Origin of the sequence: Sorangium sp. So ce448 (assembly GCF_051520915.1) — a bacterium.
GTDB classification, from domain to species: Bacteria; Myxococcota_A; Polyangia; order Polyangiales; family Polyangiaceae; genus Sorangium; species Sorangium cellulosum_B.
This window is the reverse complement of record NZ_CP150343.1, coordinates 11,510,714-11,529,759: the sequence shown is the minus strand read 5'-3', so window position 1 is coordinate 11,529,759 and position 19,046 is coordinate 11,510,714. Positions and strand designations below refer to the sequence as shown.

At 73.4% G+C, this 19,046-nt stretch carries 12 protein-coding genes and 1 tRNA gene; 3 read left to right on the top strand and 10 right to left on the bottom strand.

Going from position 1 to position 19,046, the window contains the following annotated elements; translation table 11 throughout:
- Positions 1 to 234 precede the first annotated feature (234 nt).
- A complete protein-coding gene (locus WMF45_RS43545) occupies positions 235 to 4,851 on the bottom strand; it encodes a VIT domain-containing protein (protein WP_437712500.1) in 4,617 nt (1,538 codons plus the stop codon).
- Between the two features lie 5 nt (positions 4,852 to 4,856).
- Positions 4,857 to 5,453: an RNA polymerase sigma factor gene (locus WMF45_RS43540; protein WP_437712498.1), complete on the bottom strand. Its 597-nt coding sequence runs from the start codon at positions 5,451 to 5,453 to the stop codon at positions 4,857 to 4,859.
- A gap of 263 nt (positions 5,454 to 5,716) precedes the next feature.
- Here WMF45_RS43540 and WMF45_RS43535 point away from each other — a divergent pair, with 263 nt between their 5' ends.
- Together WMF45_RS43535 and WMF45_RS43530 are read left to right on the top strand one after the other, a co-directional pair.
- Positions 5,717 to 6,907, top strand: coding sequence for a S1C family serine protease (locus tag WMF45_RS43535; protein ID WP_437712496.1), 1,191 nt, complete (start codon positions 5,717 to 5,719; stop codon positions 6,905 to 6,907).
- A 173-nt stretch (positions 6,908 to 7,080) separates the two neighbouring features.
- The gene (locus WMF45_RS43530) at positions 7,081 to 7,854 is read left to right on the top strand and encodes a Stp1/IreP family PP2C-type Ser/Thr phosphatase (RefSeq protein WP_012240508.1); all 774 of its coding nucleotides are present in this window, start codon (positions 7,081 to 7,083) and stop codon (positions 7,852 to 7,854) included.
- Positions 7,855 to 7,874: 20 nt separating this feature from the next.
- On the opposite strand, the gene WMF45_RS43525 is transcribed toward WMF45_RS43530, so the two are convergent.
- The 7 genes from WMF45_RS43525 to WMF45_RS43495 all read right to left on the bottom strand — a co-directional run bounded on the left by WMF45_RS43525 (position 7,875) and on the right by WMF45_RS43495 (position 16,260).
- Positions 7,875 to 8,318, bottom strand: a complete 444-nt coding sequence (locus tag WMF45_RS43525; RefSeq protein ID WP_437712494.1) for a hypothetical protein — start codon at positions 8,316 to 8,318, stop codon at positions 7,875 to 7,877.
- Positions 8,315 to 9,037, bottom strand: coding sequence for a sigma-70 family RNA polymerase sigma factor (locus tag WMF45_RS43520; RefSeq protein WP_437712492.1), 723 nt, complete (start codon positions 9,035 to 9,037; stop codon positions 8,315 to 8,317). The genes WMF45_RS43525 and WMF45_RS43520 overlap by 4 nt, the downstream gene beginning before the upstream one ends.
- A gap of 225 nt (positions 9,038 to 9,262) precedes the next feature.
- Positions 9,263 to 9,336 (bottom strand) — tRNA-Gln (locus WMF45_RS43515).
- Between the two features lie 39 nt (positions 9,337 to 9,375).
- A complete protein-coding gene (locus WMF45_RS43510; RefSeq protein ID WP_437712490.1) occupies positions 9,376 to 10,749 on the bottom strand; it encodes a hypothetical protein in 1,374 nt (457 codons plus the stop codon).
- A 259-nt stretch (positions 10,750 to 11,008) separates the two neighbouring features.
- Positions 11,009 to 12,352: a hypothetical protein gene (locus tag WMF45_RS43505; protein ID WP_437712488.1), complete on the bottom strand. Its 1,344-nt coding sequence runs from the start codon at positions 12,350 to 12,352 to the stop codon at positions 11,009 to 11,011.
- Positions 12,349 to 12,654: a hypothetical protein gene (locus WMF45_RS43500; RefSeq protein WP_437712486.1), complete on the bottom strand. Its 306-nt coding sequence runs from the start codon at positions 12,652 to 12,654 to the stop codon at positions 12,349 to 12,351. The genes WMF45_RS43505 and WMF45_RS43500 overlap by 4 nt, the downstream gene beginning before the upstream one ends.
- Positions 12,655 to 13,089: 435 nt before the next feature.
- A complete protein-coding gene (locus tag WMF45_RS43495) occupies positions 13,090 to 16,260 on the bottom strand; it encodes a hypothetical protein (protein ID WP_437712484.1) in 3,171 nt (1,056 codons plus the stop codon).
- 227 nt (positions 16,261 to 16,487) lie between these two features.
- On the opposite strand from WMF45_RS43495, the gene WMF45_RS43490 reads away from it, so the two are divergent.
- Positions 16,488 to 17,447 (top strand): PEGA domain-containing protein, encoded by a 960-nt coding sequence (locus WMF45_RS43490; RefSeq protein ID WP_437712482.1) that lies wholly within the window; start codon positions 16,488 to 16,490, stop codon positions 17,445 to 17,447.
- 27 nt (positions 17,448 to 17,474) lie between these two features.
- On the opposite strand, the gene WMF45_RS43485 is transcribed toward WMF45_RS43490, so the two are convergent.
- Positions 17,475 to 19,016 (bottom strand): serine/threonine-protein kinase, encoded by a 1,542-nt coding sequence (locus WMF45_RS43485; RefSeq protein ID WP_437712480.1) that lies wholly within the window; start codon positions 19,014 to 19,016, stop codon positions 17,475 to 17,477.
- Positions 19,017 to 19,046: the final 30 nt, after the last annotated feature.

The window sequence follows — 19,046 nt, the reverse complement described above, 5'->3', positions numbered from 1 at the left end:
CGGGTATCTCCGCCCGACACGAGCGCGGCGGGAGGGCCCCTCGATCCCCGGGCGAGCGCGCCCGGGCGGCGATGAAGAGGTTGTTACGGAAGCGCGCTGCCAGGGTCGTTCAGGACATGTGAAGGGAGGGGTGCGCAAGAGAGAGCCTCCGCGCGTGGGCGAAGGTCGGTCCCGTCAGGTTCGTCCTTGTCGATTCTGTCAGTTTCGTCGGTTTCGTCAGTTTCGTCGGTTTCGTCAGAACGGCGGGGCCGTCGGGCCGTCGACCGGCACCAGGCGGGAGGTGAAGAAGACGCGCACCGTGCCGAGCTCGAGGCGCGCGCCGTCGAGCGTGAAGGGCACCTTGCGGGTCTCTCCGGCGAGGCGCAGGGTCAGCTCGCCGCGGACCGGGCCCGGCGCGCGGGCCCCGGGGCTCGCGGCGCCGGCGCCTTCCTCGGCCGACGCGCGCGCGATCTCGACGACGTAGCTCCCCTTGGCGAGGCTCCGCAGCGCGAGGGACTCCGAACGCGTGCTCGTCGCGTCGCGCGAGCGCACACCCACCGACGGGACGGTCGCGCCCATCCACGAGACGCGCCGCCCCTGCGCGTCGATGAGGGAGAGGTCGAGGTCGGCGCCGCCGGTCCACTCGGCGCTGAGCCGCACGTCGCCGGGCAGGTCGGCGGCCGGCGCCGCGTCCGGCTGCGCGAGCCGCCGGTCGATCTCCGCGCGGAGGGCGGAGGTCGCGTCGAGGCGGAGCTGGCTCGCGAGCTCGCTCATGCCGCCCTCGCCGGCGCACCGGATCGCGGCGGCGACGAGCTTCGCGTCGGCGGGCGCGAGGTCGGCGAGCGCCACCCGGTGCTGGCACGCGAACGCGGGCCGCCCCGCGGCGTCCCAGAGCTCGGCGAGCCGCGCCTGGGTGGCCCGGTCGCCGGGGCGCACGTCGGCGAGGCCGCCGAGGATGCGCGCGGCGCGGTCGCGCTGGCCCTGCCGCGCCGCCAGGTCGGCGCGGGCGATGAGCGCGTCGGGATCGAGCGCGTCGCGCCCGCTCCAGCGCGCGGTCAGCTCCTGGGCCTCGCCGAGGCGGCCGGTCGTGGCGTAGAGCGCGTAGAGGCCCGCCGTCCTGTCGCGGCTGTCCGGGGCCGCCGCGAGCGCCGCCTCGGCGGCCGCGGTCTTCGCTGCGCTCTCGGGCGCGAGCGTGTTCGTCGCGTCGAAGCTCACCTTGCGATCGAACACCCGGCGCATCGGGATCATCCGCCGCGGGCGCGGGCGCGACCACTCCTCGGCGGCGAAGAGGTCATCGCGCGACCTCCGGGCGCGCTCGTCCTGCGGGAGCGCCGGCTTCGGCTCCGCGGGCGCGGCGGCCGTCGGCGCCGGCGCCGGCGGCGGCGCCGGCATGTCGTCGAACGAGCCCGAGAGGGGATCGAGCTCCTGGGATCGTCGCTTGGCGGGCGACGCCGGGCGGGCGCCGGCTGACGTGCGAGACTCCGCCTTCGCGGCCGGCGCGGCGTCCGGCCAGCCGGAGCCGCCGCCGCCCCTGCCGCTGCCCGACAGGCCAAGGCCCGCCCCGAGCGCGTCGCCCTTCTCCTCGGCGCTCTCGTCCGCCGGGTTGCCGGGCTCCTCCCCCTCGGCGCTCGCGCTCACGCGCTCGGCCTGCTCCTCGCCCGTGAAGGCGGAGGTGATGCCGTCTCGATCGAGGCCGAACGCCTTGAACATCGCCTCGCTCTCCAGGACGAGCAGCGAGGTGAACCGGCTCGCCACCGAGAAGCGCCGCGACAGCTCGATGACGGCGGGCTTCTGCGCGTCGCCGCCGGTCTCCTCGAGCTCCGCGATCTTCGCCGCGGCGTAGAGGCGCGGGACGAAGGCGTTGCCCGCGCCGGTCGTGGCGACGATGTTGACGGGGTAGGTCTGCTCGAAGCGCTCGCCCGAGACGCGGCCGCGGAGGCGGATCGCGCCGTTGACGTCGGCCCCGGAGCTCATCCGCGCCACGACCAGCGCCTCGCCGCCGGCGCGGATCGGGTCGAGCCGCGCCGGCGTGACCTGGGTCAGGCCGGGCGGGAGCTCGATCTCGGGATCGCGCAGCGCGAGGCCGTACGCCGCGCCGAGGACCGACTGCGCCGCGCTCGCGACCTTCTGGCCGGGCACGTAGGGGACCATCACCCCGCCGCCGCCCCGCGCGAGCGCCCTGAGGGACGTCGTGTCCGCGTCGCTCCCGAGCGCGACCGCGACCACGGCGGCGGCGCCGTCCGCGGGCACGGCGCCGCGCACCGCGGCCTCGATGTGGGCGGGGCGCGTCGGGCCGACCGAGGGCGTGCCGTCGCCGAGGTAGATGATCCGGAGCTCCTTGCCGTCGAGCGGGCCGGCGGCCGCGCGCGCCGCGATCATCGCCGCGGCGAGGTCGCTGCCGCCGTCGGGCTCGATGCCGCCGAGGAAGCGCTCGACCTCGCCCGCCGAGGCGGCGCCGGGGGCCATGGGGCGCGCGGCGCCGCCCTGGCCGGCGTCGCCGAGCGAGCGGCAGAGGGTGTCGCACGCGAGCACGACGACCTCGTCGCGCCGGTCCATCTCGCGGACGAGCGACGAGGCGAGCCGCGTCGCGCGGGCGAACCGCTCGCCGACCATGGATCGGCTCGAGTCGACGACGATCGCGTGGCGCCGCGAGGTCGACTCCTGCCACCGGGGGAGCCGGGGCCGGATCGCGATCGCCACGTACGGCGACGTGTCGCTCGCGATGGCCTGCGCCGCGGCGAGGGAGGCCTCGTGCTCCGCGCCGTCGCGCTTCGACGTTCCGGCCGCGCCGCGCCGCGCCTGGGAGGTCGCGGGCGGCGTGGCCGGCGCCGGCGCGGGGGGCATCCGGTAGGCCCAGGCGGTGACGGGCCGGTCGCGATCGGGGGGCGCGTACTCGACCGTGAGGTCGCCGGCCGGCGTGAACCCGCGGGCCTCCAGCGTGCGGCGGTCGGCCGCGCCGTCCGCGGGCGCGGCGGCGAGCTCGTAGCCGCGCGTCGCGACGCCGAACTCCCGGTCGTGGCCGAGCACCTGCACGTCGAGCGAGAAGTCGCCGATGTTCGTCGTGCCGCTCTGGTCGTGCGCGAGCGGGTAGGTGAAGCGCCGGACGCCGCCGGCCTGCTCGACGAGCTGGGTGTAGGTGAGCACGACGCGCCGCGAGCCGCGCTTCGGGATGGGGAAGATGCGCAGCTCGAACCGGCCGCCCCGCTGCCACTCGAGCAGCGCGGGGTCGCGCCACGGGCCGGGGACCCAGATGATCTCCTCGCGCGGCTTGGGCGCCTTGGGGGCGGCGTTCTGGAGGACGCCGCGCCAGATCGCGGCCCCGCGATCGCGATCGACGAACGCGCCCTCGATGAGCTTGCCGTCCACCTCGAGCGCGAGCCGCTCGATCTGCGCGCCCGGCGGGAGCGGGAACCGGAAGATGCCCTCGAGCTCCTCGTCGGTGTCGTTGGCGAAGGTCTCGTCGATCTCGGTCCTGGCGACGACGTCGACGATCCGCACCTTGACGGCGTGCCTGGCGAGCCGGACGGCCCGCTCTTTCTCCTGCGTCGCGCCCGGCTTGCGCGCCCTGAGCTCGCCGAGGCCGCGGAGCGCCGGGGCGTCGGCCTCCTCGGCGGAGCGGTCGCTCCACTCGAGCGTGTCGGCGATCGACGTCGCGCTCGCGACCTCGGGCGCGGCGCCCTTCGCGAGCGTCGCCTCCTCGCCGGCGCGCACCTCGACGGGCTCGCCCCGCTCGCCGGTGACGCGCACGGCGCCGCGGGCCACCTCGACCGAGGCGCGCGCGTCGCCCGCGGTGATCGCGAGCTTGGTCCCGAGCACCTCGATCTGGCCGTGCGGCACCTCGATGCGCGCGGGCGGCGCGCCGGGGCTCGGGGTGACGTCGAGGACGACGGCGCCCTCGTCGACGCGCGCGCGGCGGCCGTCGCCGGCGATCCACACGCGGGAGCCGCGGTCGATGGCGAGCGCGGAGCCGTCCGCGAGCGACAGGTGGGCGCGCGTCCGCGCGTCGGTGCGCAGGGTCGCGCCCTCCGGGAGCGGGGCGCCCGCGGCGAGCGGCGCGCAGGCGCCCGCGGCGTCGCACGCCTCGAGGCCGCCCGATCTGTCGGACGACGCGCGCGACACCGAGGCGACCTTGCCGGACCACGGCGCCCCGGACGCCGCGGCGACGGACGGCGCCGTCGTTTCGCCGCCGCGCCGCAGGGCGACCCCGGCCGCTACCGCCGCCGCCGCGGCCAGGGCGGCGGCGGCGAAGGCCGAGCGCCGCCCGAAGGCCGTGCGGCGCGCTGCCGGCGCGGTTCGCTCCGGCATCGTGGAGCGCGGTCCGCCCGTGCGCGCCTCGGCCGCGCCGGATCGCGCTCCGGAGGTGTCGGAACGCGGCCTGGGCGTAGGGGAACGCCACTCGGGCGTGTCGGATCGCTGCTCGGCGATGTCGGATCGGGCTTCGGTGATGTCCGATCGCCCTTCGGCGGTGTCCGATCGCCCTTCGGCGATGTCCGAGCGCCCCTCGGCGGTGTCCGATCGCCCTTCGGCGATGTCCGAGCGCCCCTCGGTCACGCCGGATCGCGCGCCAGCGGCGCCGTGTTGCTCCTCGGCGGCCACCTTCAGCAATGCACCGCTCGTTGCGCCCTCCGAGGGGCGCGCCGCCTCGATCCGCCGGAGCAGCGCGTCCGCGAATCCGTCTGCCGGCCGGAAGTCCGCGCCTGCCGCCGCGGCGATCTCCGCGGCGCGCGCCGCGTCGTGGCGGAGGTCGCGGCACGCGTCGCAGCCGGCGATGTGCTCGTACAGCGCCGGCCGCGCCGTCCCGTCGAGCACCTCCGCGAGCTGCTCCTCGACCTCGCCGCAAAGCCCAACCGAACCCGTCTCTGTCGCGCCCATCGCCCTCACTCCTCGCCCAGCTCGGCCCTGAGCCGCGAAAGCGCGCGGCTCACCCGCTTCCGCGCCGCCGCCTCGTCGATCCCGCACGCGATGGCCACCTCCTTGAAGGAGAGGCCCGCCTCGAAGCGCAGCACCACCGCCTCGCGCTCGCTCGGCTTGAGCCGCGAGAGCGCGGCGCGGGCGCGCTCGGCCCGCTCGCGCTCCGCCGCGAGCTCGCTCGCGTCGGGCCGCGGTCGGGTGTCGTGGACGAGGCGCAGCCGCGCCTCGCGCCGCGCCCTGAGCTCCGTGTGCCGCCCGCAGAGGCGCCGCGCGATCCCGAAGAGCCAGGCCTTCACGCTCCCCTCGGCGCGGTACTGCGGGAACGCATCGAACGCCGCGAGCAGCGTCTCCTGCACCAGCTCCTCGCTCTCGGCCTGCGACCCCGTGAACGCCATGCACAGCCGGCCCAGCGGCATGGCGTAGGCCTTCGCACACCGCGACAGCGCTTCCCGGAAGTCGCCTGTCCCGATCAGCCCCTCGATCGCGCGCGCCTCGTCGGCTCGCGCGTCGCCCTCAGTCCGCGTGTCGACCCCCGCCCCCACGAGCGCTAACCCAGCTGCCATCGCTGCCTCATCGCCGGCCATGTGCCCCCGTCCCCCGAGTTCGTGACCGGATTTTTTTCGCCCCCCGCCCCCGGCGGACTCCGGTGCCCGATCCCACGGTACAGCGCGGTCCGGCCTTTGCCTTTTGCAATGCGATCCCCGCCGCAGCAGAATCGGCCGTCGCCTCAGGAGCCGCGCTTATGAACGAGACAAGCCCGCCTGGTGTCACAGAAGCCGCCGCGCTCCGAGGTGCGGCGTCGTGCGATCCCGTTGACAGGTCGCGTGTGAAGCGATGGAGACGGTCGCTGGCGCTCGCCGCTGCCGTGTCCGCCGCCGCAGCGCTCGCCGCCCCCGCGGCGCTCGCGCAAGGCGAGGCGCAGGTTCAGGGGGAAGGTGAAGCCCCGCCGGCCGGCAAGCGGGTGGTGCTCCCGACCCGGGCCAGCGCGGGCGGGAAGGAGAAGAAGGCGGCCACCGCCGAGCCGAAGGGGGGCCCGGCCGAGAAGGACAAGGCGGAGCCGCCGGTGGAGGAGCGCGCCGCGCGCGGCGTCGTGGTCATCGAGCGCGGCGGGCAGGTCCTCGGCCTCGGCGCGGCGCTCGCGGGCGATGGGCGCATCCTGACGGCGCTCTCGCCGCTCGGCGCGGGCAACGACCTCACGGCGCGCCTCGCCGACGGGACCACCGTGCGGGTGAAGCTCGGCCATCACGACCGCGTGTGGGATCTCGCGCTGCTCGTGCCGCAGACCGGCAAGTGGGCCGAGGGGCTCACCGCCTCGTCGCGCGATCCGGTGCGGCCGGACGCGCAGATCCGCTCGTTCTCGGCGGCGCGCGGCAAGGTCGCGGCCACCGCGCTCGTGCTGCGGTCGCACAAGACGCTGATCGGCGGCGACGACCGGCCGCTCGAGCGCGCGATCGAGCTCGGCTCGCGCGTCTCGCCGCTCGATCTGGGCGCGCCCATCATCGACGAGGACGGCCGCGTGGTCGCGATCCTGGGCCGCGGCTGCGCCCCGAACGAGGGCAAGCCGTGCACCCCCGTCGCGTTCGGCGTGCCGATCAGCGCGGTCAGGGCGTTCCTTCGCGCGGTGCCCCCGACGGCCGTGCCGCCCGCGGCGTGGCTCGGGATCCAGGGCGTCAGCGAGGCGGCGCCGGTCGCGAAGGGGGTCCGGGTCACCGTGGTGCACCCCGAGAGCCCTGCGGACGAGGCCCGCTTGACGGGCGGCGATCGCGCGGAGAGCGACATGATCCTCGCCGTCGACGGCGTGCCCGTCACCAGCCCCGAGGCGCTCTCCGACGCGATCCGGACGCACGCGGTCGGCGAGAAGGTCCCGCTCACCCTGCTGAGCCGCGGGAGGTACCGGCAGGTCACGGTCGTGCTCCGCGCCGCGCCGGATCCGTCGGCCCCCGCGGCGAAGCGGCCGGAGGCCGAGCTCCCGCCGCCGAGCTCGAGCGGCAAGTCGACCGAGGAGTACCGCAAGTAAGAAAAAACTGATGCGGGCCCGCGCGCGGATTCTATAAGCTCGGCGCTCGGGCCCGACCCGGTTGACACCCCGTCAACCGGACCTCCAGGATCGGGCTCGAGCGGCTCGGACGGGCGCGCTCGCGGTTCTCATTCAACCTCGCGCCTCGCGCGGGGCCATCGATCGGGTGATCCGTGTCCCAAACGTTTCGAATCGAAGTGGCCGGCGAGACGAACGTCGGGCGCAAGCGCAACCACAACGAGGACAACTTCGGCATCATGGTGGAGTACGGCCTCTTCATGGTCGCCGATGGAATGGGGGGGCATGCGTCGGGCGAGGTCGCGTCGAAGATGGCCGTCGACGCGATGCAGGACTTCTTCGCCCAGACGCAGGACGACCCGGAGCGGACCTGGCCCTACAAGATGGACCGGTCCAAGGGCTACGAAGAGAACCGGCTGATCACGGGGATCAAGCTCGCGAACCTGCGGATCTACGAGACCGCGCAGCGCGAGGCGAAGAAGCGGGGAATGGGGACGACGTTCGTCGGCATCTTCACGGCGAACGACGGCGTGTACGTCGCCCACGTCGGCGACAGCCGGGTCTACCGCTTCCGCGAGGGCCGGCTCGAGATGCTCACCGAGGACCACTCGCTCCTCAACGACTACATCAAGATGAAGCGGCTCACGCCCGAGGAGATCGCGAACTTCCCGCACAAGAACGTGATCGTGCGCGCGCTCGGGATGAAGGACACGGTCAAGGTCGACACCCGCTTCGAGGTGCCGCAGCTCAACGACACGTACGTCCTCTGCTCGGACGGGCTCTCCGGTCCGGTGAGCGACCTGGAGATGACGCAGATCCTGACGGAGCATCAGGACATCCAGGTCGCGACCGCCAAGATGATCGAGCGCGCCAACGAGAACGGCGGGCCCGACAACGTAACCTGCGTCCTCGTTCGTTGGACCCAGTGACCGCCGCTCGGCGACGGTGATCAGGGCAGGGCGCCGCCGCTCCAGGGGATCAGGACCAGGAAGACGAAGGCGATGAGGGCGAGCATGAAGAGGCTCGTCATCAGGTAGGTCGAGCGCGGCGAACGCGCGGTGCTCCAGCCGTCGCCGTAGAACTTCCCCCGCGAGCGCACCCGGATCCGGCGCTGCACGCCGCGGAGAAGGCTCGGCGGCGCCGCAGGCGGCGGACGCATCGCTCCTCGGACCAGCTCGCGCAGATCGAGCTCGTCGACGAGCGGCAACGAGCCGTCTTCGGGGAGGTCGCCGTCTTCGGGGAGGTCGCCGTCCTCGGGGAAGTCGTCTCGGGACGTGGCGGCGGCGGGCGGGCGCTCCGCGGGGGGAGCCGAGGGACGGCTGCCGCTCTCCGCGCCCGAAGCGGCCGGCTCATCGGCTCGCCCCGTGCGCTTCGGGTCGTCCGCTCCGCTCATTTCCCGCCTCTCACCTTCTCGCCCATCATCTTCTCGACCAGCGCGCGGAGCTGGCCGCGCGCGCGATGGATCCGGCTCTTCACCGTCCCGTCCGGCAAACCCGTGACCGAGGCGATCTCTTCGTACGACATGTCCTCGACGTCGCGAAGGATGAGCGCCTCCCGGAACTCGGGATCGAGCTGCCCGATGGCGCGCTTCACGACCGCCTCGAGCTGCATGCCCTCGACCAGCTCGTCAGGGCGGCTCACGTCGCCGACGCTCACGCCCTTGGCCGCGGACAGCGGCACCCGCTCGGCCATGGCGTCGACGTCGTCCTGGGCGCCGGCGTGCCGCCGCGAGAGGTACTTCGTCCGGTTCTTGCAGAGATTCACGGCGATCCGATAGATCCACGTCGAGAGCTTCGATTCGCCGCGGAACTGATCGATCGCCTTGAAGACCTGCACGAAGACTTCCTGGGACACGTCCTCGGCCTCGTCACGCCGGCCGAGCATGCGGTAGACGAGCGCGAACACGCGGCGCTCGTACATGATCACGAGCTCGTTGAACGCGCTCTCGTCACGCGCGACGAGCCGCGCGATGAACTGCGCCTCGCCCGCCTCGAGCGGGGCCGCCGACGCGCGCCCGAGCTCCGCGCCCGCAGCGGGCGGAGAGCCGCCTCCGCGGTCCGTATCTACATGGGTAGGGGCTCCGCGTCCGCGGGCCCCTTCATCGCTCGCCACGCCGTCCGGTCCTCCAGGAGCCAGGGGCTCGCGCACGCCGCGCGGCAGGCGAAGAGCCCTCGGTGAGACCACGGTAAACAACCCCGGCTCGACCGCGCCAGACAATAGCGAGCAAGTGACGGCGCAGGACGCACCCGCGAGGCGGTGCGACCTCGCCCGAGACGCTCGCGCCCACGCGATGGACATCGGCCGCCATGACCCCCCTCAGAGGGCGCGGGTGCTCGATGGTTCCGGCGCGTGGATTCGAACCACGATTAGGGGATTCAAAGTCCCCCGTCCTGCCCTTGAACGACGCCGGAGTGCTGCGGGACGGAGCCGACCGCCGCGCGGCGCGCACCTTAGCGCGAGTCGCGCAGGATGGCACCCGTCCCGATCCATGAGTCGGCTCTGCGGGCCGGATAGCTGATGCCGCGCGTGGTGTCCGCCTCGGATCGGCCTCGCCTCAGGCGGAACTGCCCGCGCTCGCGGCGACCCGCCGGCGCCGGCTTCGCGCCGGACGCCGAGGCCTTCTCCGCCCGGTGGAGCGGCAGCGCGGGCGCGCCGGTGTCCTCGCCCGGGGTCGCGGCCGCTTCCTCGCGCGCCGAGGTCGCCTCGGCCGCAGCGCCGTCGCGCGCCGGGGTTGCCTCGGCTGCCGCGCCGTCGCGCGCCGGGGCCGCAGCGCCGTCGCGCGCCGGGGCCGTAGCGCCGTCGCGCGCCGGGGTCGCCACGGGGGCCGTAGCGCCGTCGCGCGCCGGGGTCGCCGCAGCGAGCGCCGCAGCGCCGGCCGTCGCGGCGAGCTCCGGGGCCGGCAGGGCGACCTGCGCGGCGGCGGCCGTGATGCCCTGGGCCACGCCGAGGTGCGCAGCCTGCGCGGCCGCAGGCCTCGCAGGCGAGGCCGCAGGGGCGACCACGCTCAGCACCGAGAGGCCCAGCACGAGCACGAGCGCCGCGCTGCCCGCGGCCGCTCCGGCGGCGCCGCGAGAGACGCGCGCGCGCCGCGCGAGCCGCGACCAGGCGCCCGACACCCGCCCGCGCGGCGTCTGATCCGCGTCGCGCGCGCCACGCGCCGGCCCGGGCTTCGCGGCGCCGGGCCTCGGCGCCCCGGCGCTCGGGAGCGTGTCGGGCGGGGACGAGGGGGCTGCCGGGAAACAGGACGGAATATCAAGAGAAATCGGCTGCGAGGGGCTGTCCGGCCGCAGCACGGCCTCGGCCAGCGGGAAGCGACCGAGGGTGAGGGCCTCGGCGCGCTCGCCGCGCGCCTGCGCGGGGGCGCCCTGGTGGAAGCGGGGCGCCACGGCGCCGAGGTCGTCCGGCGTCAACGCGAAGCTGAGCGGGCCGGTGGACTCAGGCGCCTCGCCCGCGGCGGAGAGGGCGGGCGCCTCGTCGCGCGGGGGCGGCTGGGAAATGGTCCAGCCGAGCGCCTTCACCTCGCCGGCAGGCGTCCAGCACTCGAGACCTTCGCGCCAGACGCGCGTGCTGTGGGGGAGCTCCCCCAGCTCCAGCGCGCGCCAGAGCGTGACCGTGCTCATCGCCTCGAGAAAGTCGCCGCGGTCGATGCACCAGGGCTTCGACTCCGCCGGTGCCTCCTCCGCGCCGCCGGCGTGCGACGTGAACGGCATCGTGGGGGCGCTGCAGAGGCTGCTCAGCTGCCCCTGCCCGCACCCCTCCGCGCCGCCCGACGCCGGCACGCCGTCGCCAAGCCCCTCCACCTTGTACGCTGCGCTCGGGCCCATCGCTGTCTCCCTAGCGAGCCGCGGCGGCCCACCCGATGCTGCTTCCGGGTGCACCTCCGCTGCTCTCGTGCGTCGGTAGCGGATGCTGGCGCAGTGGGCCAAGAAAGGTGCCGGGCAGGGGCGGCGCCCAGGCCGGGGGCGCCGCGTCTGGCGGCAGGGTTCGCTGGGCGGAGGCGCGGCGGCCGTGCGCGGGAGAGGGCGTGGCGACGCTGCGCGGGCAAGGGCGCGGCGGCCACAGAGGGCGTGTCGCGGCCCGGCGTCAGAGGTCGGTGTAGTTGTCGGCGAACATCGCGCGCTGACCGAGGAAGGCGATCTCGAGCGTGCCGCTGACGTCCGTCCCTCCGGTCGAGCTACGGATCACGTTGAGCGCTGGCATCAGCCGGATGAGCCCGCGGTACGCCGTCCCGACCGGCGCGCGCGCCAGCGTCACGTGGACCGGGGCGCGCAGGCTGAGGCGGACATCGGCAGGCGCCTCGTCGTTGAGCGCGACCGCTACCTTCGCGCCGAGCGCCGCGCGGAACGTGGCGTTCGCCACCTTGTCGACGAGCCCGGCGTGCGCCGCGATCGTGAGCTCCTGGCTCTGCACCGGCGCGCCGAGCACCTCCTGCCTGCAGCGCGTGGCAGGGACGAAGGCGGTGGACTGGTTGACCGGATCCACGCCGTGGACGACGTCGCCCGCGGGCTCGCACCACCCGAGCGTGTCCGCCGACGCGGTCCAGCGCGAGTCGAACTTGATCTGCCCTTCGAGCGTGGGCGCGAGCTTCTTCCCGCCCTCGCCGACGTAGACCGCCGCCGCGCCGACGCTCCAGGGTACAGCGGTGAGCTCGCGCGGCGCGTAGGTCGGCGGCAGGCTCTGGTCGCGCCGCTCGGGGCCCGGACCCAGGTAGCTGAACCGGGTGCGGCCGACCGCGCCGCCGACGTAGAGGATCAGCGGGGGATAGGCAGAGCTGCCCTCCCCCTCGAAGTCGAGCCGCGCGAACGAGGCGGACAGGCGCAGGGTGCCGGTGGGCGTCTGGGCCGCATCGCCGGTGGCGGAGAACCCGATCAGCGTGGCCAGACCGTTCTCGGCCGCCACCTCGGCCTCGATCACGGCGCTCACGTCCCATGCCGTCGGATCCGTCACCTCGCCGAACCCGGCCAGCACGCCGAAGCCGACGCGCGCGAGCGCCGCGCCCCCGGAGCTGCCCGTGACCCCGACCGGAACGAGGTAGACGAGCTCGCGGCCCGTGGCGGCCGGCGCGATGGCCGCGCCCCCGGCAGGCGCCAGCGGCGCAATGGGGGCGATGGGAGCGCCCGACGCGGCCGGGGCCACCGGCGCGATCGCGCGGCCCGGCTGCGCGGGCGCCACGGCCGCGCCAGCGCCCGGCGCAGGCGCGGCAGGCGTCGCGGGTGTGCTCGGCGCGGCAGACGGGACCGGCGCCGTGGGGGCGCTGGCCGCCGTGGGGGCGCCGGGCGCGGAGGCGGCCGGCCGGACGGGCGCCGGGGGCGCTGCGCCCGGCGGCACGGGAGCCGACGGCTGCCCCGCGCCCTGGGCGAGCGCGGGCGCGGCCAGCGTGAGTGAGAACAGCGCCGCGGCGCACTCGAGCAGCAGGGCGCCCCTCACGGCGCCACCGTGAAACGGAAGGTGAGGCAATCGGCTCCGCTCGACGTGTCGTATTCGGCGCGGGTGCTCTGGTTCGTCTTGGGATCGAAGGCGAAGATCTGGAACTTGCCGCTTCCGTTCCGGACCCTGAAGCGGAACACGTAGTTGCCGGGATCCAGATCGAACTCGGGGAAGACCGTGTTGCGGATCGAGAACGGCCTCACCCCCGCCGGATCCGCCGCGGGCGCCGGGTCCTCGAACAGATAGCCGACGGCGCTGAGGTGGTACTCGTCGCTGTGGAGCTTGAGCTTGATCCTCTTCATGATCGCGCGCGATCCTCTCACACGCGCGCGGCACGGTACAGCGGCTGGAGGGCGCGCGACATGGCAGCGATCGGGCTCGCCCGAACGTCCAGGCGGTCGGCCTCCGAGGCGCGGCGAGAGATGGGGGTGGGCTGGAGTATCCCCTCGAATTTCCGGTAAACTCACAGGGTGGCGGGCAGACGGGGAGTGAAGTCCCATCAATCTCCCTGTCTCCCTGCCTCCCTGTTCAATTCCTTGGGTTGATGAACTCCCTGACGGGGGGTCGTTCCGCCCGCCGGTAGACGCGCCGACGCAGGAACTCGCGTCGTTGCCGCGACGGCTCCCGGCTTTACCACTCCGGGCCGGGTGAGGAGTCGCAGCATGACACGTCGCCGCACGAGCCGGTGCTCAGGGGCAAGGAGCGGCGCGCCCGGGCGGAGCAGCGCCTCGAGGCGCTCAGCCGCCGCTGGCGCGCCGCACGGCGACGCCGACGCCGGCGGTGCTCCAGCAGCCGCTCATGTTCCACGAGATGGTGGTGTTGGTGTTGGCCACGAGGTAGCCGGCCAGCGCGACCATGGTCGACGGAGAGGTCAGGCGCAGGTTCATGACGGAGGTCGCCGCGGTGGGGATGATGGTGGCGCCGGCGTTGGCGTTGCGCGCCCCCAGCACCGTGTACACGAACGAATTGGTCGCGTTGAAGTTGGTGCTGACCCCTCGGGACGGGCCGCCGCAGTCGTCGGCGTTGGTGTGGATGCCGGTCGAGGTGTTGCTGGCGAACGGGCTCGACTGATGCACGCCCTTCAGCTCCACCACGTTGGCGAAGTACATGCCCCAGCTGGAGCCGGTCGAGTTCGACATCTGCACCGCCACGGGCTTGTTGCCGGTGGCGGCCGGCAGCTGGCTGTCCAGGAGGTAGTAGATGCTGGCCCCGGCGTTGTTCTCGCCCGACACCTGCTGCGCCTTGAGGCGCGTCATCGCCGTGCCGTCGTAGGTGACGCTTATCGGCAGGGGTGAGAGCTCGGAGCCGACGACCCCGACCAGGACCAGGCGATCGGCGCCCGCCGGCGTCTGCAGCGCGTGGGTCACGTTGATGATGGGAATGGCCGCGGTGGAGCTCAGGCTGCCGTTCGTGCGCGAGTTGACGATGACGATGTCCGGCGTGACGACGCAGGTGCCGTTCGAGCAGATGGGCCTCGCCGCCGAGCACACGTCGCCGCAGTCGCCGCAGTTGCTGGCGGTGCCGAGCTGGGTGGTGCAGCCGTCGCCGGGGTCGCCGCACGCCTTCCAGCCCGCGTTGCAGGTGGGCACGCAGGTGCCGGAGGTGCAGGCGACGGCGCTCGCGTTGGTGCCCCTGCACACGTCGCCGCAGTCGGCGCAGTTGCTGGTGGTGCCGAGCTGGGTGGTGCAGCCGGCCTCCGGGTTCGCGCACGCCTTCCAGCCCGAGCTGCAGGTGGGCGCGCAGGTGCCGGCCGTGCAGGCGGTGGCGCTCGCGTGCGCTGTGAGGCACCGGATGTCGCAAGCGCCGCAGGCGTTGATGTCGCTGGAGGCGTCCTTCTCGCAGCCGTTCATGCCGTTGCCGTCGCAGTCGCGCCACGCGCCGCTGCACGTCGGCCGGCATTCGCCGCCGCTGCAGCCGTTGCTGGTCACGTGCGCGCCGGCGGCGATGCTGCACACCTGGTTGCAGTCGCCACAGTGGTTTGCGTTCGTGGCGGTGTCCGTCTCGCACCCGTTGTTCGCGTTGCCGTCGCAGCTCTCGTAGGCTCCGGAGCACACGGGGTTGCAGCCCGACGAGCTGCAGGTGTTGCTGGTGACGTGGGCGCTGGCCCCGCTCTGGCACACGAGGTTGCAACCGAGGCAGTTGTTCTCGTCGTTCCACAGATCGATGTTGCAGCCGTTCTTCGGTACCCCGCAGTCGTCGTACTGCGAGGTCGTGCACACCGGGTTGCAGCTGCCGTCGAGGCACTGGTTGCTGGTGGTGTGGAGGGTGTTGCACTGGGTGCTGCAGGTGCCGCAGTGCCCCTCGTCGGTCTCGAGGTTGGCCTCGCAGCCGTCGGTCAGCGAGTTGTTGCAGTCGGAGTAGTCCGCCTTGCAGCCGGCGAAGGTGCAGAGGCCGCTCTGGCAGGTCGCGGTGGCGTTCGCGTAGATGGTGTTGCAGTTGACGCCGCCGGCGGACGCGCAGGCGCCGCAGTGGGTCTGGTTGATGTTGACGTTCGTCTCGCAGCCGTTGTCCGGATTGCCGTCGCAGTCGCCCATCCCGCTGTCGCAGGTCTTCACCTGGCAGTCGCCGCCCTCGCACTTGGGGGTGCCGCCGGCGATGGTGCAGGCGTCGCCGCAGCCGCCGCAATGGCTGATGCTCGTCTCCGTGCTGGTCTCGCAGCCGTCGTCGTAGCCGCCGCCGCAGTCGGCAAAGCCTGGCTCGCAGCTGCCGATGGCGCAGCCGGTGGCCGTGCATTTGCCGGTCCCGTTGGCGACCGTGCACAGGCCGCCGCACGTGACGCAGTTCTCCGCATCGGCGGCGAGATCCACCTCGCAGCCGTCTTCGGGGTCGCCGTTGCAGTCGCCCCTGCCGGCCGGGCAAGTCGTCTCGCCGCACACGCCGTCGCGGCACCAGGGCCTGCCGCCCGCCGTGGGGATGCACTCGATGCCGCACCCGCCGCAGTTCAACACGTCGCGGTTGATCGCCCTCTCGCAGCCGTCGGCGATCTGGCCGTTGCAGTTGGTGAAGCCCTTGTCGCACTCGACCTTGCACTCCGACGCCTCGCAATAGGCGTCGCCGTTCACGGCCGGGCACAGTGCTTCGCACTCGCCGCAGTGGCTCGAGTCGGTCGAGGTGTTCACCTCACAGCCGTTTTCGGGGTCGCCGTCGCAGTCGGCGTAGGGGGCTTCGCACGCCTTGATCTTGCAGGCGCCGCCCTGGCACTCGACCGTCGCGTGCGGCAGCGCGCACTTCTGGCCGCAGCTGCCGCAGTTGTTCGTGTCGGTGCGGATGTTGACCTCGCACTCACCCTGGGCCAGGCGATCGCAGTTGGCGTAGCCATCCGGGCAGGTGGGGCCGCACACCCCGTCGATGCAATCGACGCTGAGGCAGTCCCCGCTCGAGCGGCAATTCTTGCCGTCCTGGCAGCCCTCGCAGTCGGCGCCGCAGTCCACGTCGCTCTCCGTGCCGTTGCGCACGCCGTCGGTGCAGGTCGCCGCGACGCATTGGCCCTCCTGGCACACGCCGCTCTCGCAGTCGCTGGCCCGGTTGCACGTCTGGTCGGTCGTGCACTTCTTGTCGCAGCTGCCGCCGCAATCGATGTCCGACTCCGTGCCGTCGCGGGCGCCGTTCATGCAACCGGCTTCCTGGCAGACGCCGTCGATGCACTCGCCCTCGGCGCAGTCGCGGCTCGCGGCGCAGCCGGAGCCGAGCGGGCATGGATCGCAGTCGCCGCCGCAGTTCAGGCCCGTCTCGCCGTCGGACTGCGCGTCGTCTGTACAGTGCGCCGGGGGGCCGGATACCGACGCGAACTCGAAGTCCGGCACGCTGCACGAAGCGGCGGCGGCGAAGATCCCCGCCGTCAGCGCGGCGGCCGAGAACGCGCGGAGCAGCGCGAAGCGACGCAGAAAGCCAAAGCTAGGGGTCGACATCCAGCGACAAAAGTATCATTCGCCGGCGGATTTCGCGGCCACAAATTGAGAAGACGGCGTCAGGATCCGCGCGCGAAAGCTCCGCCGGCGCGCGCGCACCTCCGGCCACGACGCGGTGCGGCGTCGGGGCGGCCGAAGGCCGCGCCCGCCACGTTGACGCGTGCGGCGAAGGCCGCGCCGCCTCGTTGACAGGAGCGGAGGCGTCAAGTCACCATGGCAGGCGCCGCATGAGGAATTTCCCGCGAATTTTCCGCGTCGCAGCGGTGCTGCTGCTGCTCGAGGCGCCCGCGCTCGCCCAGGACACCGACGAGCTCAAGCAAGCCCGCGCGCAGTTTCAGCAGGCGACAGAGCTCGAGCAAGCGGGCAACTGGGCCGCGGCCCTGCAGCGGTTCCGCGAGGTCGGCCAGGTGCGGATGACGCCTCAGGTGCGCTTCCACATCGCCGTGTGCGAGGAGAATCTGGGGCGGCTCGTGACCGCGCTCGGCGGCTACGAGCTGGCGCTCGCGGAGGCCGACACCGTGGGGCCCGATTTTCGGGCCGAGGTCGAGCAGTCGATCGGCCGGCTGCGCGCGCGGATCCCGAAGCTCGTCATCGTGCGCGGCAAAGGCGCGGCCTCCGCGGCCATTGCGCTCGACGGCGTCGCCCTCGGCGGGACGTCCATCGGCGTCGAGGTGCCGCTCGATCCCGGGCCTCACGCGCTCACCGCCAAGGCCCCCAATTACAGGCCGTTTCAACAGACGGTGGAGCTGAAGGAGAAGGGGGTGACGCGCGTCGAGGTGACGCTCGAAGCCTTGCCGCAAGAGCTGCTGATCCAGGCGGGCGCCCTGCGGGAGAGGCCGCCGTCCAAGGTGGTGCCGTACGTGATCGGGGGCGTCGGCGCCGCGAGCCTGATCGGCGCCGGGGTGTTGTTCGGGCTCCGCCAGGGAGCGCTCCAGGATCTGGAAGATGCCTGCGGCTCGGAAGGCAGGTCGTGTCCGGCGTCCATGCAGTCGCGCTACGACGACCTGAAATTCTATCACTATGGCGCGCAGGTGGCGCTCGGCGTCGGCGTCGTCGCGGCCGGCACGGCGACCGCGATCTTGTTCCTTCAGAACAGGAAGCCAAAGCAGCCCGAGAAGACCTCGCTCCAGCTCGTGCCCGTCGCGGGCGGATCCGAGATCGGCGCGAGTCTCTCAGGAACGTTCTGAGAGAGTCGAGCTGGTCAGAGCGGGGGGCTAGAACCCCGGATCATGCTTCCACGACTTCGGCGACGTGGGGGTTGGCGTCGGGCTCGGCGAGCTGGTCTGCTCGGCGGGCTTGGTCGGACGGCGGGGCGTCGCGCGCGCGGGTGACACCGGGAGCGGAGCCGGCGTCGGCGCTGCGCTGGCCGAGACGGAGGCAGAGGGCTGGCCCGGGGGCGCGTCGAGATCGGTCGCAGGGGGCGCCTCCGCCCTGGAGGGCGCCGGCGCCGGGGCGGCGGACGCCGGGGCGGCGGGCGCGGCGCCGGCAGGAAGAGGGGCGGGCGCGTCGCCGCTCCGGAGCAGCACCGCGAGCACGCCGGCGGCGAGGAGGCCGAGGATCACGACGGCGGGCAGCGCGCGGCTCCTGGAGCGCGCGAACGGCGGGAGCTCGTCGTCGAGCGCGCTCTTCCCGGCCGCGCCACGGGCCGCGCCGCGGAGGTTGACGGTCCTGAAGGCGCTCACCGACGAGGGGCCGGCGCCGGTCACGTCGGAGCTGCCCCGGTTGTTGCTCAGCTGATTGCGATCGGCGCGCTCCAGCGCCTCGGTGAGCGCCGCGCGCGTTTGCTCCTGCTGGTCCTCGAACAGCTCGCGGATGAAATTGGCGACGTCCTCGTCGGTGGCTCGCTGGTTCGGCGGAAGCGCCTTGTCGAGCGCGCGCATCAGCTCGTTGGCCGTGGCGTAGCGCTGGTCGCGCTCCTTTTCGAGCGCGCGCATCAGCACGGCCTCGAGCGACGCCGGGTAGTCGGCCTGGAACTCGTGCGGCGCCTCCACCGGGTCCGTGGACGAGATGGCGAACAGCGTCGCGCCCTCGGAATCCCTGCGGAACGGGTGTTTGCCGGTGGTGAGCGTATAGAGCACGATGCCCATCGCGAACACGTCGACGCGCCGGTCGATCGCGTCGCCGCGCACCTGCTCCGGCGCCATGTAGCTCACCTTGCCCTTGAGCTGCCCGGCCTGCGTCGTGCTGTCGTTGAGCGCTGTGGCCTTGGCCACGCCGAAGTCGACCACCTTGGCCAGGCCGTTGTACGTGACCAGGATGTTCTGAGGGGAGATGTCGCGGTGCACAAGGCCGACGAGCTTGCCGCTCTTGTCCTTGAGCTCGTGCGCGGCGTGCAGGCCGGCGCAGGCCTGCGCCACGATGCGAACCGCGATCGGGATCGGCATGCCGTTCTGCCGCTTCGCGACCTTCATCACCTGGTTGAGCGGAATGCCGTCGATCCACTCCATCGCCAGGAACAGCACGCCGTCCTGCTCGCCGAGGTCGAGGATCTCGACGGCGTTCGGGTGCCGGATCTGGGACGCGAGCGACGCCTCCGAGAGGAACATGCGCTCGAACTGGTCGTCCTCCGACAGCGTCGGCAGCATCGTCTTCACTGCGACGATCTTCTGGAAGCCGCGCGTCCCCTTCAGCCGCGCCGCCCACACCATGGCCATGCCGCCTGCCGCGATCGGCAGCAGCAGCTCGTAACGACCCAACACGGACCCGGGCCCGAGCTCGGCCGGGGTGTTCTGCAGGAGGTTCGGGGCAGGATTCACGCTACTCGGAAGGTTTGTTAAGTGCCCTGA

Bases quoted from the DNA above. Each gene is read 5' to 3' on its own strand.
- WMF45_RS43525 (WP_437712494.1), bottom strand. From the start codon at position 8,318: ATGAGCGGAGCGGACGACCCGAAGCGCACGGGGCGAGCCGATGAGCCG.
- WMF45_RS43490 (WP_437712482.1), top strand. From the start codon at position 16,488: ATGAGGAATTTCCCGCGAATTTTCCGCGTCGCAGCGGTGCTGCTGCTG.
- WMF45_RS43510 (WP_437712490.1), bottom strand. From the start codon at position 10,749: ATGGGCCCGAGCGCAGCGTACAAGGTGGAGGGGCTTGGCGACGGCGTG.
- WMF45_RS43495 (WP_437712484.1), bottom strand. From the start codon at position 16,260: ATGTCGACCCCTAGCTTTGGCTTTCTGCGTCGCTTCGCGCTGCTCCGC.
- WMF45_RS43540 (WP_437712498.1), bottom strand. From the start codon at position 5,453: ATGGCAGCTGGGTTAGCGCTCGTGGGGGCGGGGGTCGACACGCGGACT.
- WMF45_RS43545 (WP_437712500.1), bottom strand. From the start codon at position 4,851: ATGGGCGCGACAGAGACGGGTTCGGTTGGGCTTTGCGGCGAGGTCGAG.
- WMF45_RS43500 (WP_437712486.1), bottom strand. From the start codon at position 12,654: ATGAAGAGGATCAAGCTCAAGCTCCACAGCGACGAGTACCACCTCAGC.